Origin of the sequence: Modestobacter versicolor, assembly GCF_014195485.1 — a bacterium.
GTDB lineage: Bacteria > Actinomycetota > Actinomycetes > Mycobacteriales > Geodermatophilaceae > Modestobacter > Modestobacter versicolor.
Map to the genome: position 1 here is coordinate 2,845,356 of NZ_JACIBU010000001.1, position 19,902 is coordinate 2,865,257.

Here is a 19,902-nt window from a genome sequence, read left to right on the forward strand (position 1 = left end):
CCCGCCGCCCGGGGGCGGCGGGAGGAGCGGGTCAGGTCAGTGGCCGCCGCAGCACAGGTGCGGGAACTCCACCTCGAACGGCTGGAAGACCCCGCCCGCGGCCTGCTCGACCACCAGCCGCAGCCGGCCGCCCTCCCACGTGGGCCGCAGGAAGCCGCCGGTCTCGATGACGGCGTCACCGGCGACCGGCCCGCCCAGCGCGGCGACCTCGTCGATCGCGGTGCCCGCCACCAGCTCAGCGGCGGTCACCCGGCCCTGGACGCCGTCCTGACCGGGGAACCGGACGCAGCGGCCGGCCAGCCCGCTGCTGGCCTGGCTCAGTGCGAGCAGCGCCGGCGCCGGGCCCTCGTCGGAGCCCGCCGTGACCACCGGGCTCCCGAGCGCGCCGGCGAGCGCCGCCCGGGTGGCGGCCGCGTCGGCCGGCTCGGCGGTCAGCCGCAGCGCCACGCCGGTGCGCGGTTCCGCGGCGGAGCGGTCCACCGTGGTGCAGACCAGCTCCGCCGCGGCACCGGACCCGGCCAGCGCCGAGTCGACCGCCGCCAGCAGGTGGGCGTCCGGGGCGAGGTCGGGCCCCGGGACGCCCGCCCACCAGCGGGCCGTCACGCGACGACGTCGACGAAGACCGGGTTGGCGTAGAACCAGAGGTCCTGCCACGGGTCGGCGTCGGTGACCACGTCGATGAGCGGGTTGCCGGCGGAGTCGAGCTGCTTGCCGTCGCTGCCGCGCACGCGCACGTAGAAGGGCTGCTGCACGTTCTTGAACGTGTGGGTGAAGGTCGCCAGGTTCCGCGCGTTCCGGCTGACCTCGAAGGTCTTGACGACCTTCGTCTGCGGCGCGGTGAAGGTGTCCTTGTCGCCCGCGGCACCGGTCACCGGCCCGCTGATCAGGTCGACCTTGGCCACCCGGGGGCGGTCGCCGACCGCGTTCTCGCCACCGGCGAGCTGCACGACCATCTGCACCTCGACGTCACCGCCGCGGCGCACCCAGGTGCGACCACCGAGGGTCACGCCGCGGGCGTCGCCGTTCTTGCTCCCGCGCACCCGGAGGAACAGGCCGTCGATGAGCCGGCCGTGCACCGCGATGACCTTGCCCGACTGCAGGGCCTTCATCAGGTCGACGTAGGTGCGGCCCAGCGACGCGACCAGGGTGGAGCTGTACTGACCGGGCCAGAAGTCGCCGTAGGTGCTGATCGGTGCGCCGGACTCGACCGCCGGGCCGCGGGTGCCGTTGGTCTCGTAGTCCAGCGGGCCCTGCACCCGGGTGTCCTGGAACACCTGGTGCGCGTCGGACGTGGCGGTGACCCACCACGGCCGGCCCTCGGCCAGCAGGGAGTCCCAGAGGCCGCCGACGGTCGCGGTCATCCAGTCGAACCCGCCGTAGGTGCGGTAGGACTCAAGCGGGTAGCCGGGGAAGCTGGCCTCGCCCGGGGCGCGGTCGTAGTAGCCGCGGGCCCGGCCGGGGCCACCGGAGGCCAGCGGGATGCCGGCGGCCTGGTGGCCCGGGGCGCCCTCCATGCCGACCGCGACGCGGGGGGCGGTGTCGCGCCAGTTGCGGATCTCGTGCGGGGAGTCGATGCCCTGGCGGCTCGGGTGGTTGGCGAACATCAGCGCGATCTCGGTGCGCTTGTTGCGGACCTGGCCGTCCAGGTAGCGCAGCGCCTCGATGGCGTAGGGCTCGTAGTCGCCGGTGACGCCGCGGTCGCGGAGCACCGAGCCGTCGTAGCCGGCCTCGAACGCCTTCAGGATGTCGACGGTCGACCGGCCCGGGGGCATGAACACCGTGGCGTGCTCGGCGCCCGGGATGTTCCACTCCAGGCCCTGGTAGATCAGCATGTCCTTGTGGGCCTTGCGGGAGGCCTCGATCTCCGGCGTGATCTTGTCGATCGAGAGCTTCTGGTGCGCGGTGCCGCCGTGGTCGGTGATGACCATCCAGTCCAGGCCGTACTTCTTGCCGTTGGCGACCTGCGTCTCGACCTCGTACTGCGCGTCGGGCGAGTACTGGGTGTGGATGTGGTGGTCGCCGGCGAGGAAGATCGACCGCCCGTCGTAGGGGTTGATCGACTCCAGCGGGTTGCCCGCCGCCGCGACGCCCTGGCCCAGGCCGGAGGCCGCGCCGCCGAGGCCGGCCGCGGCACCCGCGACGACGGCCGCGGTGGCCAGGAACCCGCGCCGGGACACCGACAACGGGTCGTCGGCCTCCGGGTCGGTCCAGCTGCCCTCGACGCCCTCGGGGGCGTGGTGGTGGTCGTGCCCGTGGCCGTGCCCGTGGTGGTGGTGCTCGTGGCTCATCGATAGCTCCCACATCGTCCGCGCTGCATCCGTCACAGGGACTCTGCTTCGACGGCGCCGACGTGCGGGTGACCCGCAGGAGAGCATCGGGCGAACAACGGGCTGACGCACCGGCGGCGCACAGCCGCCGCTCAGCCGGTCAGGTCCTGGCTGATCGTGCGGGCGGCGGCCAGCACCCCGGGGGCCATCGGCCGGACGGCGGCCGGGGAGTCGCCGGGGACGACGACGGACAGCGCGGCGACGACCGTGCCGGCGGCGGTGATCGGGGCGGCCAGCGAGACGGCGCCGTCGGTGACCTGCTGGTCGCTGACCGCCAGCCCGCTGCGCCGCACCTCGGCCAGCACCCGGCGCAGCCGCCCCGGGTCGGTGATCGTGTGGTGCGTGTACCGGTGCAGCGGGGCGGCGAGCACCTGCTCCTGGACCGCGGCCGGGGCGTGCGCGAGCAGCACCAGCCCGACGCCGGTGGGCGGCATCGCGAACCGGCCGCCGACCTCGGTGAGCACCGCCACGGCGTCCCGGGAGGACAGCCGTTCGACGAAGACCAGCTCGGCGCCGTCCCGCACCGCCAGCTGCACGTTCTGGTGGGTGGCCTCGTAGAGGTCCTCCATCGACGGCAGCGCAGCCTCCCGGAGCCCCGGGCCGCGCGGCGCCAGCGCACCGAGCTCCCACAACCGCAGCCCGACCCGGTAGCGCCCGTCGGCGTCGCGCTCGAGCCCGCCCCAGGTGCCCAGCTCGGCGATCAGCCGGTGGGCGGTCGACAGCGGGACGTCGATCTCGCGGGCGATCTCCGACAGCGTGAGGGCCCGGCGCTCGCGGGTGAAGGCGTCCAGCACCGCGAGCAGCTTGCTGCCCGCCGTCCGCCTGGCCGGCCTGCTGCGCGCCGCCGTCGGTGCCGGTGGTCGACCGTCCGCTCCAGGGCCCCCGTGTCGCACGCCAGCACTCCCCTCGCCGGACGAGGAGAGGACGACGGTGCCCGCTCCTCGCCGGCCAGCGTTCCACGTGCAACCTCCCCGACGGGACCCCGCGGGCACCGATTCCGGTGGGCCGGAGGACCGGGAGCGGCCTGGCCCGGCGGGCTGCCTAGGGTCGGCGGCGTGCGCATCGCCGTCTTCACCGGCTCCCAGGCCGGGCCGCCCTCCCACCAGGCCGCCGCCGCCACCTTCGCCACCGACCTGGCCCGTGCCGGGGTCGGCATCGTCTACGGCGGCGGCGACGTCGGCCTGATGGGCGTCGTCGCCGACGCGGCGCTGGCCGCCGGTGGCGAGGTGGTCGGCGTGATCCCGCAGCACCTGGTCGACGACGAGGTGGCGCACCGCGGCCTCCCCCGGCTCGAGGTCGTGCAGACGATGCACGAGCGCAAGGCGGTGATGGCCGACCTCGCCGACGCCTTCGTCGCCCTGCCCGGCGCCGCCGGCACGCTGGAGGAGCTCTTCGAGGCCTGGACCTGGGGGATGCTCGGGCTGCACGCCAAGCCGACGGCGTTCCTGGACGTCGAGGGCTTCTGGCAGCCGCAGCTCGACCAGCTGCGCCGGATGGTCGACGACGGCTACCTGGCCGCCAACCGGCTCGAGGCGCTCGGCGTGGTGCACGACGCCGCGGAGCTGCTCGCCTTCGTCGACGGCTATCAGCACCCGGCCCGGAAGTGGACGCCACCGGCCGCCTGATTGCCGGGCACCAGAGGTGGGCACCGGGTCCGCATGCGACTGAAGACCACCCTCGCCGCTCTCGCCATCGCCGGCACGACCGCGCTCACCGGCTGCGCCGGCAGCAACACCGACCTGCAGCGCGGCGAGACCAACTGCGACGGCGGCGACACCAACTCGCAGGACCAGAACTGCAGCCAGGACGGCGGCAGCAGCCCGGACCCGGCCGAGAACACCTGACCCGCCTACCGTTCGCGGCGTGGAGCACGCGGACGTCGTCGTGGTGGGTGGTGGCCCGGCGGGTGCCGCCTGCGCGGCCGCGGTCCGCCGGGCGCGGCCGGACGCCGACGTCCTGGTGCTCGACCGCGCCGGATTCCCGCGCGACAAGGTGTGCGGCGACGGCATCGCCCCCGAGGCGCTCGACGTCCTGGGCGGCCTGGGGATCGACGTCCCGGCGCTGACCGACGGCTTCCCGGCCGTGCCGCGGCTGCGCCTGCAGGGCCCGCGCGGGACGACGGTCGAGCGGACGACCCACCGGCCCTCCGTGGTGGTGCCCCGGGCGGTGCTGGACGGGCGGTTGCTGGCGCAGGTGCTGGCCGGCGGGGTGCGGTTCCAGCGGCACACCGTGCGCTCGATCGCCGTCCACCCCACGCACGTCGAGGTCGACGGCCGGTTCACGGCGCCGGTGCTGGTGGGTGCGGACGGCGCGGAGTCCGTCGTCCGGCGCGCGCTGGGCATCGCGCCCAACGCGCCGGACCGGCTGGCCGTCGCGATCCGCGGCTACGCGCCGGTGCCGGCGGGTGCCGAGGGCGTGCAGGTGGTGACGACGACCGAGCAGCGCTGGCCGGCCTACGCCTGGTCGTTCCCGCTGGGCGACGGCCGGGCCAACGTGGGCTACGGCGAGCTGGTGTCCGCCGGGGTGACTCGTGCGGAACTGGTCGCCGGGCTGCACCGGCTGCTGCCCGGCGTCGAGCCGGGCGATCTGCGGGCGCACCGGCTGCCGTTGTCGACCGGGCGGCCGAGGCTGCCCGACGGGCGGGTGCTGCTGGCCGGGGACGCGCAGTCGCTGATCAACCCGCTGACCGGCGAGGGCATCTTCTACGCCGTGCTGTCCGGCGCGCTGGCCGGTGCCGCGTCGGCGCACGGTGCGCAGGCCGGGCAGGTGCACCGGCGGCTGCTGCGCCGGCGCCTCGGGGCGCACCTGCGGTCGTCGGGGCTCGCCTCGCAGCTGAGCCGGTGGCCGGTGCTGATGGACGCCGCCGTCCGCGCGGCGACCGAGGACCAGCGGGTCTTCGACGACGTCGTGGCGCTGGGCCTGGCCGACGGCCGGCTGACCGCCCGCACGCTGGCTGCCACGGTGCGCCGGGTCCGCTAGGGCACGCGGGCGACCTCGACGCGGCCCCGGCCGGCGCGCTTGGCGGTGTAGAGGGCGGCGTCGGCCGCGGCGTACAGCTCCTCCAGGCCGACGGCGTGCGACGGGGCGTGCGCGACCCCGAGGCTGACCGAGATCGCCAGCAGGCTGCCGTCGGGCAGCACGAGCGGGGAGGACCGGACGGCGTCCAGCACCTCGGTGGCGCGCCGGACGGCGACGTCGGACGGGCAGTCGGGCAGCAGGACGGCGAGCTCGTCGCCGCCCATCCGGCTGAGCACGGCGTCCCCGGCGCGGACCACGGCGCGCAGCACGCCGGCGATGTGCGCCAGGGCGTCGTCGCCGACGGGGTGGCCGTGCTGGTCGTTGATGGCCTTGAAGGAGTCGACGTCCACCAGCACCAGGGCGGTGCCCAGCGGTGCGAGCTGGGTGGTGAGCGCCCGGCCCATCGCCTCGTCGAGCACCCGGCGGTTGACCAGGCCGGTGAGCGAGTCGGTGGTGGCCTGGGTCTGCAGCAGGACCACGAGGCGGTCGTGGGTCTCGGCGGAGCGGACCAGCATCACCGCCATGACGGCGAGCACGGCGCCGAAGAAGCTGAGGTCGCTGATCGCGTGGCCCAGGGGCTCGAGGTGGAACAGCACCACGGCGTCACCGGTGATCGCGACGGCGGTGACCAGCGCGACCGCGGACCGGCGGAGGTTCACCCCGGCCCAGAGCACGGGGAAGGCGAGGAACGCCTGGGCGCCGGCCGAGGGGTCCTCGGTGATCCAGTTCATCAGGCAGCACAGGAGCGCGCCGATGACGGCGATCAGCACGTAGCCGCCGCGGCGGTCGATCGTCTCCGGGGTGGACAGCTGGTAGGCCAGCGCGAGGAAGCCGAGCACGACGGCGGTGACCCAGGAGGCGATCGTGCCCGTCGTGGTGACGGCGTTCGGGCCGAACAGCGAGAAGACCAGCATCGTGACGGCGCAGACCAGCAGCACCAGGACGGCGGTCCTGGCTGCTGCTCGAGGGTCACGCGCCCTCATCGACCCGGTGATCTGCACCCACTGGTCTTCGGCATCCCCGGGAGATTGCTGGGGCGCAACCGAATCCGGACCGACCCCTACGGGTGAGACCCGGTCGATCGACTGCGGAGGGCGTGGGATTCGAACCCACGAGGAGCTGTGAACCCCTAGCGGTTTTCAAGACCGCCGCCATCGGCCACTAGGCGAGCCCTCCTGGCGCCCGAAAGGCTAGCGCCCCACGGGCCACCTGCTCCCCAGGACGGGGCACGAGGCCCAGACCACAGCGCCCCGAGGCCCCACTAGGGCATGATGGGGGCGCTGGCGGTGTTCCAACCGAGCGATGGTCCGCGCACGCGCGCGTCGACCTCCCACCGCCTGATCCCTCAGCGAAGGACACCCCCTGTCTGTGACAGTCCCGCAGCAAGGCCCCGCACGTCGCCGTGAGCGCAGCGCCGCACGCCAGACCGCCGCCCGCGACGCCGACCGGACCGCCGCCCGCGACGAGAAGCGCGCCCAGCAGATCTGGGTCGACGGCGCCGCCCCCGAGCTGCCCACCCGGGCGACCCGCCCCGAGAAGGTCTTCTTTCACCTCGGCCCCACCAACTCCGGCAAGACCTACGACTCGCTGCAGGCGCTGGCCGCCACCGGCTCGGGCGTCTACGCCGCGCCGCTGCGCCAGCTGGCGCACGAGGCCTACGCCAAGCTCTCCGCCCAGCTCCCGGCGGGCACCGTCGGCCTGTCGACCGGCGAGGAGGAGATCGACCCGTTCGCGCCGATCGTCTGCTGCACCGTCGAGAAGGCCCCCGACCGCGGCGAGCTGCTGGTCCTGGACGAGTCGCACTGGGTCACCGACCCCGACCGCGGCCACCACTGGGCCCGGCTGCTGCTCACCGGCGAGTACCGCGAGATGCACCTGATCTCGGCGGCCGAGGCCTACCTGGTGCTCCGGCCGCTGGTCGCCGACGCCGAGCACATCGAGGTCGTCAACCACAAGCGGCTGTCCCGGCTCGACGTCCTCAAGGGCCCGGTCCGGCCCGACGGCGTCCGCCCGCAGACCCTGGTCGTCGCGTTCTCCCGCAAGTCGGTCTACGCCGTCGCCGCCGAGCTCGACCAGCACCGCCCCGGCAAGGTCGGCGTCCTGTACGGCGCCCTGCCGCCGGCCACCCGCCGCGACGTGATCGAGCGGTTCACCACCGGTGAGCTCGACGTGCTGGTCACCACCGACGTCATCGGCCACGGCATCAACGTGCCGGCCACCACCGTGCTGTTCGCCGACACCACCAAGTTCGACGGCCAGGAGCTGCGGCCGCTGCGCACCTGGGAGGTCGCCCAGATCGCCGGCCGCGCCGGCCGGTACGGCCTCACCGGGCACGGCCAGGTCGGCATCCTCATCGGCATCAGCGGGATGAAGCCGGTCGGTGCGCTGGTCGGCGCCGGTGCCGCGGTGGCCCGCGGCGACGAGATGAGCGACCTGCCCAAGCGCGCGCCCCGGCTCCGCCCCGAGCTCGAGGACCTGGGTGCCCACGAGGCGGTCGACCTGCCCGAGGCGCTCACCCGCTGGATGGCGTGGGCCCGGGCCGCGACCCGCGACCAGGCGATGACCGCCGACGACGTCACCAGCCTCGTGCTGCGGGTGCACGCCCTGCTGCCGCTGCTGAAGGGCCCGCTCGGCGCGGCCGGCGACCTGGACACCGTCTGGCGGCTGGTCAACCTGGCCATCGACTACAACCCGCCGCGGCGCACCCGCTGGCTGGTGCTGGCCAAGGCCGCGCTGCAGCACGCGGTCGGCATCCCGGTGCCGCCGGAGACGGTCCTGCCCGACCTGCCGGTGGGCGGGAGCGTCGAGGAGTTCGAGCAGACCGCCGCCGCCGCGCGCGACGCGCAGACCCTGCTCCGCCAGTTCCCCGGCGTCGCCGGGCTGACCAGCGACGACGCCGCCTGGGTCGAGGAGGAGTGCTCCGAGACCATCACCGAGATGTTGCCGGGCGCGATCTCGCTCGGCCGGTCCGGCAAGTGCACCGACTGCGGGACGGCGATCGCCCCGTGGTTCACCACCTGCCGGCCGTGCAGCACCCGTGGCCCCGGCCGCGGCGCCGCACCGCGGGACGCCGCCGGCCGCGGCTCCCGGCGTCCGGGCTCCCGCTCCGGCGCCCGCCAGGGGCGCCGCCCCAGCCGCAGCGGTCGCTGACCGCGCACGCCCCGTCGAACGGCCCCGCTGCCCGGCGGCGGGGTCTCCTACTGGTCGACCGTCACGTCGTTGAACGGCAGCCGCGGCTCGACCCACGGGAAGACGACGAACAGCAGCAGCGCCACGACGGCGAGCACCAGCACGAGGGCCAGCGCGGCCCGGCTCGCGGTGTTGCCGGGCAGGTGCCGCCAGATCCAGCCGTACACGGGTCAGTCCTCCTGGAGTGCGGGCGGGCCGTCGGGCGCGTCGGCCTTGCTGACCGGTCCGCCCTCCAGGACGGCGTGCACGATGAGCCGCTGCCGGGCGGAGTACCGCGGGTGGCAGGTGGTCAGGGTCAGGTACGCGGTGCCGTCGGACACGGTCTCGGGGGCACCCGGCACCGGAGCGATGACCGAGACGTCGGTCGGCGTGACGATCTGCTGCCCCGGCACCCCGCTCGGGTCGGTCGTGTAGTCGCCGGTGGCCGGGTCGCCCAGCACCCGGTAGACGAACCAGCTGTCGGCGGTCTCGACCACGATCGGGTCACCGGGCACCAGGTCGTCGGCGTCCAGGAACGGTGAGCCCTTGCCCACCCGGTGCCCGGCGATCGCCAGGTTGCCCGGCTGGCCGGGCAGCGCCGTCCCGACGTAGTGCCCCGGGCCCTCGCGGAGCTGGCCCTCGTCGGTGCCCTCCAGCACGACCTTCGCGTAGTCGTCGCCCAGCCGCGGGATGTGCAGGACGGCGAGCGGCTCACCCACCGGCGGTGCGACCGGCGGGGGCAGCGGCTCGCCCACCGGTGCCGGCTCGGTGTCGGCCCACTGCTCCTGGATCTGGTCGGCGAGCTGGTCCTGCTTGCGGTCGTTGAGCAGGTCGGTGACGTAGAGCTCGTAGACGACGAACAGCAGCAGGATCAGCCCCGCGGTGACCATCAGCTCGCCGAGACCGCGCACCACCACCTGCCAGGCGGGGTCGCGCGGGCGCGCGGCCGGCTCCTGCACCGTCGGCGGTTCGTCCACCGCCACCTCCGCGGCCCGGTGGGCACCGGCCGGCCGCGGCGGCGGCACCTCGTCGGCCGGCACCCGCGCCCAGCGCTGGGTGGAGTCGGCGTCGTCCGGGTTGGTCATGCGCTCCCCCGGTGTCCTCGTGCCGCGCAGCCCCGCGCGGCGCTCCCGGCGATGCTAGGCGAGGGACGTGGGCGGCTGCGTGAGGTCAGCCGCGACGGACCGTGCCGACCAGGTGCTCGGTCGCGGTGCGCAGGTTGCGGACGGCGAGGTCCCAACCGTCCGGCCGGACCTCCGCGGTCGACAGGGTCACCGTCGAGGGCAGGAACAGCGGCTTGCGGAAGGCGACGTCCACGGTGACCGCGTCGGGCAGCCGGCCGGACAGCGCCGCCAGCGCGCGCGCCTTCACCCACATGCCGTGCGCGATGGCCCGCTTGAACCCGAACGCCTTGGCGGTCAGCCCGGACAGGTGGATCGGGTTCACGTCGCCGGAGACCTTGGCGTACCGGCGGCCGGCGTCGTCGGGCACCCGCCACTCCGCCGACACCCGGTCCACCTCGCCGACCCGCACGTCGACGTCGGACTCGGGGGCGCCGTCGGGGGCCTGGGCGCCGCGGGCCAGGTAGGTCGACCGGCCGCGCCACACCTCGGCGCCACCGGTGGAGACCGTTGCGCACAGGTCGACGGTGGCGCCGCTCCGGTGGGTCGCGAAGCGCTCGGCCCAGACCTCCAGGTCCAGCGCCTCGCCCGCCCCGATCGGCCGCTCCACCTCGATGCGGTTGCGCACGTGCACCAGCCCGGGCAGGGCGAGCGGGAACGAGCGGTCGGTCATCAGCGCGACCTGCAGCGGGAACGCCAGCACGTGCGGGAAGGTGACCGGCAGCGCATCGGTGAGCGGGAACCGGCAGACCCGGGCGTACCCGGCGAGGTCGGCCGGGTCGACCGCCACGGCCTCGCGGGCCAGCCGGGTGTCCGGCAGCGCACCACCCCGGCCGCGCGCGGTGAGCGCGGCCCGAGCGAACAGCGCCGGCATGGCCGGCGGCTCGGTGAGCACCGTCCTGGTCATCACGCCCCCAGCATCGACTGGCCGCACACCCGCACGACCTGGCCGTTCACGCCGCCGCTGCCCGGCTGGGAGAGCCAGGCGATCGTCTCGGCGACGTCGACCGGCAGCCCGCCCTGCTGCAGCGAGTTGATCCGGGAGCCCACCTCGCGGGTGCCGAACGGCATCTTCGCCGTCATCTCGGTGACGATGAACCCCGGGGCGACGGCGTTGATCGTGGCGCCGCGACCGGCGAACTCCGGCGCCCAGGAACGCACCATGCCGATGATCCCGGCCTTGGACGCCGCGTAGTTGGTCTGCCCGCGGTTGCCGGCGATCCCGGACTGCGAGCTCACGCAGACCACCCGGGCGTCGGCGTTCAGCACGCCGTCGGCGGCCAGCAGCGCCGCGGTGATGTCCAGCTGCGCCTGCAGGTTCACCGCCATCACCGAGTTCCAGCGGGCGGCGTCCATGTTGACCAGCAGCTTGTCCCGGGTGATGCCGGCGTTGTGCACCACGACGTCCACCCCGCCGTGCCGCTCGCGCAGGTGCGTGACCAGCCGCTGCGGCGCGTCGGCGGCGGTGATGTCCAGCTGCAGCGCCGTCCCGCCGACCTCGTTGGCGACCTCGGCCAGCGACTGACCGGCGGCCGGGACGTCGACGGCCACCACGTGGGCGCCGTCGCGGGCCAGCACCCGGGCGATGGCCGCGCCGATGCCGCGGGCCGCGCCGGTGACGACGGCGACCTTGCCGGCCAGCGGGCGGTCGACGTCCTCACCGCCGGGAAGGTCGGCCGGGGCGAGGGTGAGCACCTGGCCGTCGACGTAGGCCGAGCGGCCGGACAGGAAGAAGCGCAGCGGGCCGGCCAGCGAGCCCTCGGCGCCGACCGGCACGAGCACCAGGTTCGCCGTCGACCCGTCGAGCAGCTCCTTGCCGAGCGAGCGGACCAGTCCGTCCACCGCCTGGCGGGCGGCGGCCTGGGCCGGGGACGACGCCTCGGCGGGCGGGTCGGCCAGCACCAGCACCCGGCCGGAGGGCCGCAGCCGCTTGACCGCCGGGGCGAGGAAGTCGTGCGCGCTGGCCAGGTCGGCCGGGCCGGTGAGCCCGGTGGCGTCCAGCACCACGGCGCCGAACCGCTCGCCGTCGCCTCCCCCGTCGGCGGCCACCGGCGAGACCACGGTGACCCCGGCGTCGGAGAGCAGCTCGGTGACCTCGGTGCGCAACCGGCCCTCGCCCGCCGAGCCGACCACGACCGGGCCGGGCAGCAGCGGCTGGCCGGGCTCGTAGCGGCGCAGCACCGCGGGCCGGGGCAGGCCGAGGTTCTTGGTGATCGTCGTGCCGACGCCGGAGTTGGCGAAGTCGCGGTACCAGTCGCTCATGGGTGTCCTTCCAGGTGCACTTTCGCGCGCGAAACCGCGGGGGGTTGTGCGCGCGAAACCGCGGGGGGTTGTGCGCGGAGAAGTGCCGGGGGGTGGGTGGGGTCAGGACTCGAGGACGGCGACGACGCCCTGGCCGCCGGCGGCGCAGATGGAGATCAGCCCGCGCTTGCCCGGGCCCGCGGCGTGCAGCTGCTTGGCCAGGCTCGCCACGATCCGGCCGCCGGTCGCGGCGAACGGGTGGCCGGCCGCCAGCGACGAGCCGTTGACGTTGAGCTTCGACCGGTCGATCGAGCCCAGCGGCGCGTCCAGGCCCAGCTTCTCCTTGCAGTACGCGGCGTCCTCCCAGGCCTTCAACGTCGCGAGCACCGTGGAGGCGAAGGCCTCGTGGACCTCGTAGTAGTCGAAGTCCTGCAGGGTCAGGCCGTTGCGGGCCAGCAGCACCGGGACGGCGTAGACCGGGGCCATCAGCAGGCCCTCGCCGCCGTGCACGTAGTCGACGGCGGCGGTCTGCGCGTCGACGAGGTGGGCGAGCACCGGCAGGTCGTGCTCGGCGGCCCACTCGTCGGAGGCCAGCAGCACCGCGGAGGCGCCGTCGGTCAGCGGGGTGGAGTTGCCCGCCGTCATCGTGGCCCCCTCCCCCGTGCCGAACACCGGCTTGAGCTTCGCGAGCTTCTCCAGCGAGGAGTCCGGCCGCAGGTTGTTGTCCCGGGCCAGGCCCAGGTAGGGGGTGACCAGGTCGTCGAAGAAGCCCCGGTCGTAGGCGGCGGCCAGGTTCTGGTGCGAGCGGACGGCGAGCTCGTCCTGCTCCTCGCGGCCGATCTCCCACTCCTGCGCGGTGATCGCGGCGTGGTCGCCCATCGCCAGGCCGGTGCGCGGCTCGGCGTTGCGCGGGATCTCCGGCACCAGCTGGCCGGGGCGGATGCCGGCCAGCGCCTTGAGCCGCTGCTGCAGGGTCTTCGCGCCGTTCAGGCTGATCAGCACGCGCCGCAGGTCCTCGTTCACCGCGAGCGGGGCGTCGGAGGTGGTGTCGACGCCGCCGGCGATGCCCGACTCGATCTGGCCCAGCGCGATCTTGTTCGCGACCAGGACGGCGGCCTCCAGCCCGGTGCCGCAGGCCTGCTGGACGTCGTAGGCCGGCGTGCTGGCCGACAGCCGGGAGCCCAGCACGCTCTCCCGGGTCAGGTTGAAGTCGCGGGAGTGCTTGAGGACGGCGCCGGCCACGACCTCGCCGACCGCCTGGCCCTGCAGCCCGAAGCGGGCGACGAGCCCGTCGAGCGTGGCGGTGAGCATGTCCTGGTTGCTCGCGCGGGCGTAGGCGGTGCCGCTGCGGGCGAAGGGGATGCGGTTGCCGCCGACGATCGCGGCCTTGCGGGTCTGCGGTGCCATCGGGGTCCTCCGGTGGGGGTGGTCGCGTTGCTCGGTACTGAGAGTATCAGGTACCGTCGGTCACGTGAAAGCCGAGACGGTGACCCCGCGCGACCGGCGGGACTCCCGGTGGGACGAGCACCGCCGCGTCCGCCGGGAGCAGCTGGTCGACGCCACCCTCGCCGCGGTCGGCAAGCACGGGGCCGGGGTCGGGATGGAGGAGATCGCCGCCGAGGCCGGCACCAGCAAGACCGTCGTCTACCGGCACTTCGCCGACCGCAGCGAGCTCTACGTCGCCGTCTGCTCCCGGGTGGCCGAGCAGCTCACCCGCAAGCTCCGCGAGGCGATGGGCAGCAGCTCCGACCCGCGGCAGATGGTGGCGGCCGCCGTCGACACCTACCTGGCCTTCCTGGAGGCCGACCCGGCGGTCTACCGCTTCGTCGTCACCCACTCCCCCGCCGGTGACGACGGCAGCGACCCGATCAGCAGCCTGTCCGACCTGGTGGGCGCCGAGGTGGGCAGCCTGGTCGCCGGGTTCCTCACCCGCGCCGGGCAGGACCCCGCGCCGGCCGCCCCGTGGGGCCACGGCGTGATCGGCCTCGTCCGCGCCGCCGCCGACTGGTGGTTGCGGGCCGACCGCCCGATGCCGCGCGCCCAGCTCGCCACCCACCTCACCGACCTCGCCTGGGCAGGCCTGTCCGGCGTCGTGACCCCGGCACCACCGACCACCCCGGAGGAGAAGTCATGACCAGCACCCCCACGCCCCTGGGCCCGGTCGACCCCGCGCGCATCCAGGAGGTCCTCGACGGCCGCTGGGCGCACGTGCGCCGCGACGCCCGCGAGCAGCTCGGCGACCCGGAGTACGCCCCGGTCTACGGCGAGTCGGTGGCCGAGGCCCGCGAGCGGGTCACCGCGCTGTCGGCCAAGCTCGCCGCCACCGGCCGGGTGGCCCTCGGCTTCCCCGAGCAGTACGGCGGCTCCGCGGACGCCGGCGGGTCGGTCACCGCGATCGAGATGCTGGCGTTCGGCGACCTGTCGCTGATGGTGAAGGCCGGCGTCCAGTGGGGCCTGTTCGGCGGTGCGGTGCAGGCGCTGGGCAGCGAGCGGCAGCACGACGCCTACCTGCCCGACATCATGAGCTTCGCCCTGCCCGGCTGCTTCGCGATGACCGAGACCGGCCACGGTTCCGACGTCCAGCAGCTGCGCACGACGTGCACCTACGACCCGGCCACCGAGACCTTCGACCTGCACACCCCGCACCAGGCCGCCCGCAAGGACTACATCGGCAACGCGGCCAAGGACGGCCGGATGGCGGTCGTCTTCGCCCAGCTGGTCACCCAGGGCGAGGGCCGCGGCGTGCACGCCTTCCTGGTGCCGATCCGCGACGAGCAGGGGCGCCCGGTGCCCGGCGTCACCATCGGCGACGACGGCCCCAAGGCGGGGCTCAACGGCGTCGACAACGGCCGGCTGACCTTCGACCACGTCACCGTGCCGCGGGACATGCTGCTGGACCGCTACGGCCAGGTCGCCCCCGACGGCACGTACACCTCGTCCATCGAGAACGAGACCCGCCGCTTCTTCACCATGCTCGGCACGCTGGTCCGCGGCCGGGTGAGCGTCGGCGGCTCGGCCGGCTCGGCGACCAAGCTCGCGCTGGAGATCGCCGTCCGGTACGGCGACACCCGCCGCCAGTTCGCCGCCCCCGGTGAGGACCGGGAGATCGTGATCAACGACTACCTGGTGCACCAGCGCAAGCTGCTGCCCGCGTTGGCCAAGACCTACGCCCTGCACTTCGCGCAGGAGGAGCTTGTCTCGACCATGCACGACGTGCAGAGCACCGGGGACGTCGACGAGGCCGCGCAGCGCGAGCTGGAGTCCCGCGCCGCCGGGCTGAAGGTGGCCAACACCTGGCACGCCACCCGGACCATCCAGCTGGCCCGCGAGGCCTGCGGCGGGGCCGGCTACCTGGCGGAGAACCGGCTGCCCGCGCTCAAGGCCGACACCGACGTCTTCACCACCTTCGAGGGCGACAACACGGTGCTGCTGCAGCTGGTCGCCAAGGGCCTGCTCACCGGCTACCGCGACGCGTTCGGCTCGCTCGACGGCTGGGGCAAGGCCGCGTTCGTCGCCGAGCAGGTGCGGGAGACCGTGCTCGAGCGCACCGCCGCCCGCGGCCTGATCCAGCGGCTGGTCGACGCCGTCCCGGGCCGGGACGACGACGTCGCGTTCACCGACCGCGGCTGGCAGCTGAAGGCCTTCGAGGACCGCGAGAAGCACGTGCTGGACGGCGCGATCAAGCGGCTCCGCCGGGGCGCGGCGACCAAGGGCATCAAGCCGTTCGACATCTTCAACGACGTCCAGGACCACGTGCTCGCGACCGCCGAGGCGCACATCGACCGGATCGTGCTGGAGGCCTTCGTCGCCGGCATCGAGCGCACCACCGACCCGGCCGCCCGGGCGCTGCTGGGCCGGGTGTGCGACCTGTACGCGCTGTCGACGATCGAGGAGCACAAGGGCTGGTTCCTCGAGCACGGCCGGCTCACCCCGACCCGGGCCAAGGCGCTGACCGGTGCGGTGAACGACCTGCTCAAGGAGCTGCGCCCGCACATGCGCACGCTGGTCGACGCCTTCGCCATCCCGGAGGCGTGGCTGAACTGCGCGATCGTCGCCGAGGAGCCGGCCCGCCAGGAGGCCATGGCGGCGCACGACGCGACGCTGCGCGCCCGCGGCGCCGAGCCGCAGGCAACCGCGACCGCGACGGCCCTGGAGATGGCTCCCGCCCAGTAGTCGAAGGACCCCGTCCTCCTCACCCCTCGCAGGCTCGGGGCGAGCCTCTGGACGGGGCCGGGCGTCGGGCCCCTGCAGCAGGGCCGTTCCAGCACGTCACCAGGGTCCGGGATGATCTGCGGTCGTGGACGTCGTGGCGGTGGGCGAGGCGCTGAGGGTGCCCGGCGCGGTCGACCTGACCGCGATCGTGATCGGTGCGCTCACCGGTGGGCTGCTCGCCGCCCGGGAGGGCTTCGCCGTCTCCGGCGTGCTGCTGCTGGCGGTGAGCACCGGGCTGGGCGGCGGGCTGATCCGCGACGTGCTGCTCGCCGACGGCCCGCCGGTCGCGCTGACCAACCCCGCCTACCTGCCCACCGTGGCGGTGACCGCGGCGGTCACCTTCTACTTCTCCGGCTGGCTGTCCCGGCTGACCGGCCTGCTCGTGGTGCTGGACGCCGTCACCCTCGGCTTCTTCACCGTCATCGGCGCGCAGAAGGCCCAGCTGGCCGGGCTGCCCAGCGCCTCGGTCGTCTTCATCGGCACCCTGACCGCGGTCGGCGGCGCGGTGATCCGCGACGTGCTGCTCGCCCAGCGGGCCGACATCGTGCAGCCCGGGCCCTACAACGCGGTCGCCGCGCTGATCGGTGCGACGGTGCTCAGCGTCCTCGCCGGGCCGCTGGGCATGCCCCCGCTGCCGGTCGCGGCGATCACGATCGTGCTGGTCTCCGCGCTGCGGGTGCTGTCGGTGTGGCGCGGGTGGGAGGCCCCGGTCGCCGTCGACCTGCCGCAGCGGGCGCGCAGCCGGCTGGTGTCCCGCACCGTGCGGCGCCGCCGGCGGCGCTGACCGGCGTCAGGCCAGGTCGCGCCCGGCCCCGGGCACGACGTCGGGAGCCGGCTCGATGCCCGGCGGGACCCGCTGCGGCCCGGCCTCGGCGGGGCGGGGCAGGTCCTGCGGGTGCAGCCGCACGGCCAGCAGTGCGACGTCGTCCTCGGTGTCGGGCAGGTACATCAGCTCGAGCAGGCGGTCGCAGAGCTGCTGCAGGGGCAGGTCGGTGAGCCCGGCGAGCACCCGGCACAGCTCGGAGATCCCGGCGTCCAGGTCGCGGTCGCGCCGCTCGACCAGGCCGTCGGTGTAGAGCAGCAGCGTGCCGCCCCGCTCGATGGTGGCCACCCGGTCGGTGCGCGGGCGGTCGGGCTCCACGCCCAGCAGCAGGTCCGGCTCACCGCAGTCGAGCAGGGTGACCCGGCCGTGGCCGTCGATCAGCACCGGCGGGGGGTGACCAGCGCTCGACCAGCGCACCCGTGCCTCGGCGAGGGCCAGCCCCGGCTCGTCCTGCTCCAGGCGCGCCACCAGCGCGGTGGCCATGGTGTCCAGGTCCAGGCCGGCGCTGGCCCGGTCCAGCCCGCAGAGCACCTCCGCGGGCGTGCCGCCGGTGTGGTGCCCGATGCCGCGCAGCAGCCCGCGCAGCTGGCCCATCGCCGCGGCAGCACCGCTGTCGTGCCCCACGACGTCGCCGATCACCAGCATCGTGGCGCCGTCGGGCTGGACGAACGCGTCGTACCAGTCGCCGCCGACCTCCGCGCCGGCCGCCGCCGGGACGTAGCGGACGGCGATCTCGCAGTGGTCCGGCGCCGGCGGGGCGGTGAGCATGCTGCGCTGCAGCGTCTCCGCGAGCTGGCGCTGCTGCCCGAACAGCCGGGCCTGCTGCAGCGCCACCCCGGCCCGCCGGCCCAGCTCGAGGGCGGTGTCCAGCTCCACCTCGGTGTGCCGGCCGCGGTCGCCGGTCGTGTACAGGCCCAGCGCGCCCAGCGTCTGCCCGCGGGCGACCAGCGGGACGACGATGCCCGAGCGCGGGTCCAGCCGGGCCAGCGCGGCGCGGGCGTCCGGGTCGGGCAGCGCGCGCTCGACGTACCCGGCGTCCACCTCGGGGAGCACCAGCGGCCGCCCGGTGCGGGTGACCACCCGGGCTGCGGCGTGCTCGGTCATGCCGGCGGTCATGGCGCGGACGTAGTCGTCCAGCTGCCCCTCGCGCGCCGGGTCGCGGTGCGCGGACGCCAGCTGCCGCAGCCGGCCGCGCTCGTCGGCCACCACGACCCAGCACCAGTCGCCCAGCGCCGGGACGACGAGCTGCGTCAGCGCACCGATCTGCTCGGTGATGTCCAGCGACCCGGACAGCACCCGGCCCGTCTCCGCGAGCAGCTCGAGCCGGGCGTTGGCGGCAGCCATCTCGGCGACCGCGGCGTCGCGCGCCGCGTCGGCCTGCAGCCGGGACACGCTCAGCGCGATCTGCGCGGTGAGCGCCTCCAGCACCTCGACGTCGTCGTCGTCGAACCGGTGCTCGGTGCTCCACACCGCGACGAAGGAGCCGAGCAGGCGGCCCTCGACGCGCAGCGGCAGGGCGGCCAGCGCGTGCGCCTCGAGCACCCGGGTCAGCTCGGCCATCGCGGGGAAGCGGGCGGCCGCCTCCACGGGGTCGCCCAGCAGCACCCGCTCGCCGTGCCGGGCCACCCACTGCGTCGGGAGCTGGTCGTCCAGCGGGATCTCCAGGCCGTCGGGCGGTGGCGCGTCGACGCCCGCCTCGGCCGCGGCCACCTGGACGACGTCCATCAAGCGGCGGCCCATGTGCAGCTGCAGGGCGCCCGAACCGGGGTCGAAGACGGCCAGCGCGCCGGTCGAGGCCCCGAGCACCTCGGCGCCGCGGAGCGTGATGTGGGCGAGCTGGTCGATCCGGGTGGCAGCGGACAGCGCGGCGGCGACCTCCGCGATCGCCGTGGTGCGCTGCAGCGAGGCCAACCGCCGGTCGGCGGCGTGCCGGGCGTCGGTGACGTCGACCGTCGTGCCGAGGAACCGGACCGGCTCACCCGCCGGGTCGCGCACCACCCGGCCGCGGGAGACCGCCCAGCGCACCTCGCCGTCGGCCCGCAGCACCCGCATCTCGGTGACGAACTCGCCGGTGCCCTCGACGGCTGCGCGCATCGCCGCGGCGACGGTCGCGTGGTCGTCGGGGTGGATCTGGGCCATCAGCTCGATGTCGTCGCCGGCGTGCTCGACCGGGCCCTCCACGCCGAAGATGGCCGCGTTGCGCTCGTCCCAGTAGACGGTCCCGGTGCGCAGGTCCCGCTCCCACGTGCCGATGTCGCTGGCCTCCAGCGCGATGTCCAGCCGGGCCAGCGAGGCCCCGACCGCCGACCGCGCCGCCGACAGCTCGAGCTCGGCGACGACCGAGGCGGACAGCTGCTCCAGCAGCTCGGCGGCGTCGTCCGACCAGTCCCGCGGCCGGGCGTCGTAGACGGCGAGCACCCCGACGACGTGCCCGGAGGCGGCCACCAGCGGCGCACCCAGGTAGGCCCGGACCTGGCCCGACGTGACGGCGGGCAGGTCGACCAGACGCTCGTCCAGGCCGGCGTCGGGGACGTTGAGCGGGCCGCCCAGGCGCACGGTGAGCGCGGAGAGCGCGCCGGTGAGCAGCGCGGGGCCGCCGACGGTGCCCGCCGGCAGACCGTGCCCGCCCACGACGACGTCGTGGTCGGTGAACATGGTGACCTTCGCGTGGCCGGCGCCGACCAGCCGGGCCGCCAGGGCGGAGAGCCGGTCGAAGGCCGCGTGGCCGCCGACCTCGTCGAGGAGGCGGCGCGCCGCGGTCACCCGGTGCGGGTCGGTGAGCGGGTCGGGGGCGGCACCCGTGGCGTGCGTGGACACAGCCGACCGACCTCCCCCTGGCCCTGGCCCGGTGCGCACCGGACCCCGAACCGGCCGCCTGCAGCCGGGGCCCGCCGTCAGCGGACGCACCATGCTGGCACGTCCCGGGCCCGTGAACCGGCAGCCCGGGGCCCACGGGTGTCCCCCCTCGGGGTGGGGTGCTCAAGCCCGGGCC

General features: G+C 75.1%; 17 protein-coding genes and 1 tRNA gene. 7 read left to right on the forward strand and 11 right to left on the reverse strand.

The window, feature by feature from the left end:
• Positions 1 to 36 precede the first annotated feature (36 nt).
• The 3 genes from FHX36_RS13895 to FHX36_RS13905 form a co-directional block, all read right to left on the reverse strand.
• Positions 37 to 603 carry a hypothetical protein gene (locus FHX36_RS13895; protein WP_181428699.1) on the reverse strand — a complete coding sequence of 189 codons (567 nt, stop codon included), beginning with the start codon at positions 601 to 603 and terminating at the stop codon, positions 37 to 39.
• Complete coding sequence (locus FHX36_RS13900; RefSeq protein WP_110551508.1) at positions 600 to 2,288, reverse strand: PHP domain-containing protein; 1,689 nt, start codon at positions 2,286 to 2,288, stop codon at positions 600 to 602. The genes FHX36_RS13895 and FHX36_RS13900 overlap by 4 nt, the downstream gene beginning before the upstream one ends.
• 131 nt (positions 2,289 to 2,419) lie before the next feature.
• The gene (locus tag FHX36_RS13905; RefSeq protein WP_110551509.1) at positions 2,420 to 3,121 is read right to left on the reverse strand and encodes an IclR family transcriptional regulator; all 702 of its coding nucleotides are present in this window, start codon (positions 3,119 to 3,121) and stop codon (positions 2,420 to 2,422) included.
• Between the two features lie 261 nt (positions 3,122 to 3,382).
• Between FHX36_RS13905 and FHX36_RS13910 the strand changes: the two genes are divergently transcribed.
• The 3 genes from FHX36_RS13910 to FHX36_RS13920 are packed head-to-tail and all read left to right on the forward strand — an operon-like array spanning position 3,383 to position 5,306.
• Positions 3,383 to 3,952 carry an LOG family protein gene (locus FHX36_RS13910; RefSeq protein ID WP_110551510.1) on the forward strand — a complete coding sequence of 190 codons (570 nt, stop codon included), beginning with the start codon at positions 3,383 to 3,385 and terminating at the stop codon, positions 3,950 to 3,952.
• Positions 3,953 to 3,985: 33 nt separating this feature from the next.
• Complete coding sequence (locus tag FHX36_RS13915; protein WP_110551511.1) at positions 3,986 to 4,171, forward strand: hypothetical protein; 186 nt, start codon at positions 3,986 to 3,988, stop codon at positions 4,169 to 4,171.
• 19 nt (positions 4,172 to 4,190) lie between these two features.
• Entirely contained in the window at positions 4,191 to 5,306 is a 1,116-nt protein-coding gene (locus FHX36_RS13920) for an NAD(P)/FAD-dependent oxidoreductase (RefSeq protein WP_110551512.1), read from the forward strand.
• Here the strand turns inward: FHX36_RS13920 and FHX36_RS13925 are convergent.
• Both FHX36_RS13925 and FHX36_RS13930 read right to left on the reverse strand, forming a co-directional pair.
• Positions 5,303 to 6,328 carry a GGDEF domain-containing protein gene (locus FHX36_RS13925; RefSeq protein ID WP_221202886.1) on the reverse strand — a complete coding sequence of 342 codons (1,026 nt, stop codon included), beginning with the start codon at positions 6,326 to 6,328 and terminating at the stop codon, positions 5,303 to 5,305. The two genes, FHX36_RS13920 and FHX36_RS13925, sit on opposite strands and share 4 nt — an antisense overlap.
• Before the next feature lie 105 nt (positions 6,329 to 6,433).
• A tRNA-Ser gene (locus FHX36_RS13930) sits at positions 6,434 to 6,521 on the reverse strand.
• 192 nt (positions 6,522 to 6,713) lie between these two features.
• On the opposite strand from FHX36_RS13930, the gene FHX36_RS13935 reads away from it, so the two are divergent.
• Positions 6,714 to 8,495, forward strand: coding sequence for a helicase-related protein (locus tag FHX36_RS13935; protein WP_110551514.1), 1,782 nt, complete (start codon positions 6,714 to 6,716; stop codon positions 8,493 to 8,495).
• A 47-nt stretch (positions 8,496 to 8,542) separates the two neighbouring features.
• On the opposite strand, the gene FHX36_RS13940 is transcribed toward FHX36_RS13935, so the two are convergent.
• The 5 genes from FHX36_RS13940 to FHX36_RS13960 form a co-directional block, all read right to left on the reverse strand.
• Positions 8,543 to 8,701: a hypothetical protein gene (locus tag FHX36_RS13940; RefSeq protein ID WP_181428700.1), complete on the reverse strand. Its 159-nt coding sequence runs from the start codon at positions 8,699 to 8,701 to the stop codon at positions 8,543 to 8,545.
• Positions 8,702 to 8,704: 3 nt separating this feature from the next.
• Positions 8,705 to 9,598, reverse strand: a complete 894-nt coding sequence (locus FHX36_RS13945) for a class E sortase (RefSeq protein ID WP_181428701.1) — start codon at positions 9,596 to 9,598, stop codon at positions 8,705 to 8,707.
• Between the two features lie 85 nt (positions 9,599 to 9,683).
• Positions 9,684 to 10,541, reverse strand: a complete 858-nt coding sequence (locus tag FHX36_RS13950; RefSeq protein ID WP_110551517.1) for a MaoC/PaaZ C-terminal domain-containing protein — start codon at positions 10,539 to 10,541, stop codon at positions 9,684 to 9,686.
• A complete protein-coding gene (locus tag FHX36_RS13955) occupies positions 10,541 to 11,896 on the reverse strand; it encodes a 3-oxoacyl-ACP reductase (protein ID WP_183513826.1) in 1,356 nt (451 codons plus the stop codon). The genes FHX36_RS13950 and FHX36_RS13955 overlap by 1 nt, the downstream gene beginning before the upstream one ends.
• A gap of 102 nt (positions 11,897 to 11,998) precedes the next feature.
• Positions 11,999 to 13,282 (reverse strand): acetyl-CoA C-acetyltransferase, encoded by a 1,284-nt coding sequence (locus FHX36_RS13960; RefSeq protein ID WP_110551051.1) that lies wholly within the window; start codon positions 13,280 to 13,282, stop codon positions 11,999 to 12,001.
• Positions 13,283 to 13,346: 64 nt separating this feature from the next.
• Here FHX36_RS13960 and FHX36_RS13965 point away from each other — a divergent pair, with 64 nt between their 5' ends.
• From FHX36_RS13965 to FHX36_RS13975, 3 genes are all read left to right on the forward strand, one after another.
• On the forward strand, positions 13,347 to 14,009 hold the full coding sequence (locus FHX36_RS13965) for a TetR/AcrR family transcriptional regulator (protein ID WP_258372609.1): 663 nt from the start codon (positions 13,347 to 13,349) through the stop codon (positions 14,007 to 14,009).
• Positions 14,006 to 16,048 (forward strand): acyl-CoA dehydrogenase family protein, encoded by a 2,043-nt coding sequence (locus FHX36_RS13970; protein ID WP_110551052.1) that lies wholly within the window; start codon positions 14,006 to 14,008, stop codon positions 16,046 to 16,048. Before FHX36_RS13965 ends, FHX36_RS13970 begins: the two co-directional genes overlap by 4 nt.
• A gap of 124 nt (positions 16,049 to 16,172) precedes the next feature.
• On the forward strand, positions 16,173 to 16,871 hold the full coding sequence (locus FHX36_RS13975; RefSeq protein WP_110551053.1) for a trimeric intracellular cation channel family protein: 699 nt from the start codon (positions 16,173 to 16,175) through the stop codon (positions 16,869 to 16,871).
• 6 nt (positions 16,872 to 16,877) lie between these two features.
• Here the strand turns inward: FHX36_RS13975 and FHX36_RS13980 are convergent, their stop codons facing one another.
• Positions 16,878 to 19,727 (reverse strand): SpoIIE family protein phosphatase, encoded by a 2,850-nt coding sequence (locus FHX36_RS13980; RefSeq protein WP_258372610.1) that lies wholly within the window; start codon positions 19,725 to 19,727, stop codon positions 16,878 to 16,880.
• Positions 19,728 to 19,902: the final 175 nt, after the last annotated feature.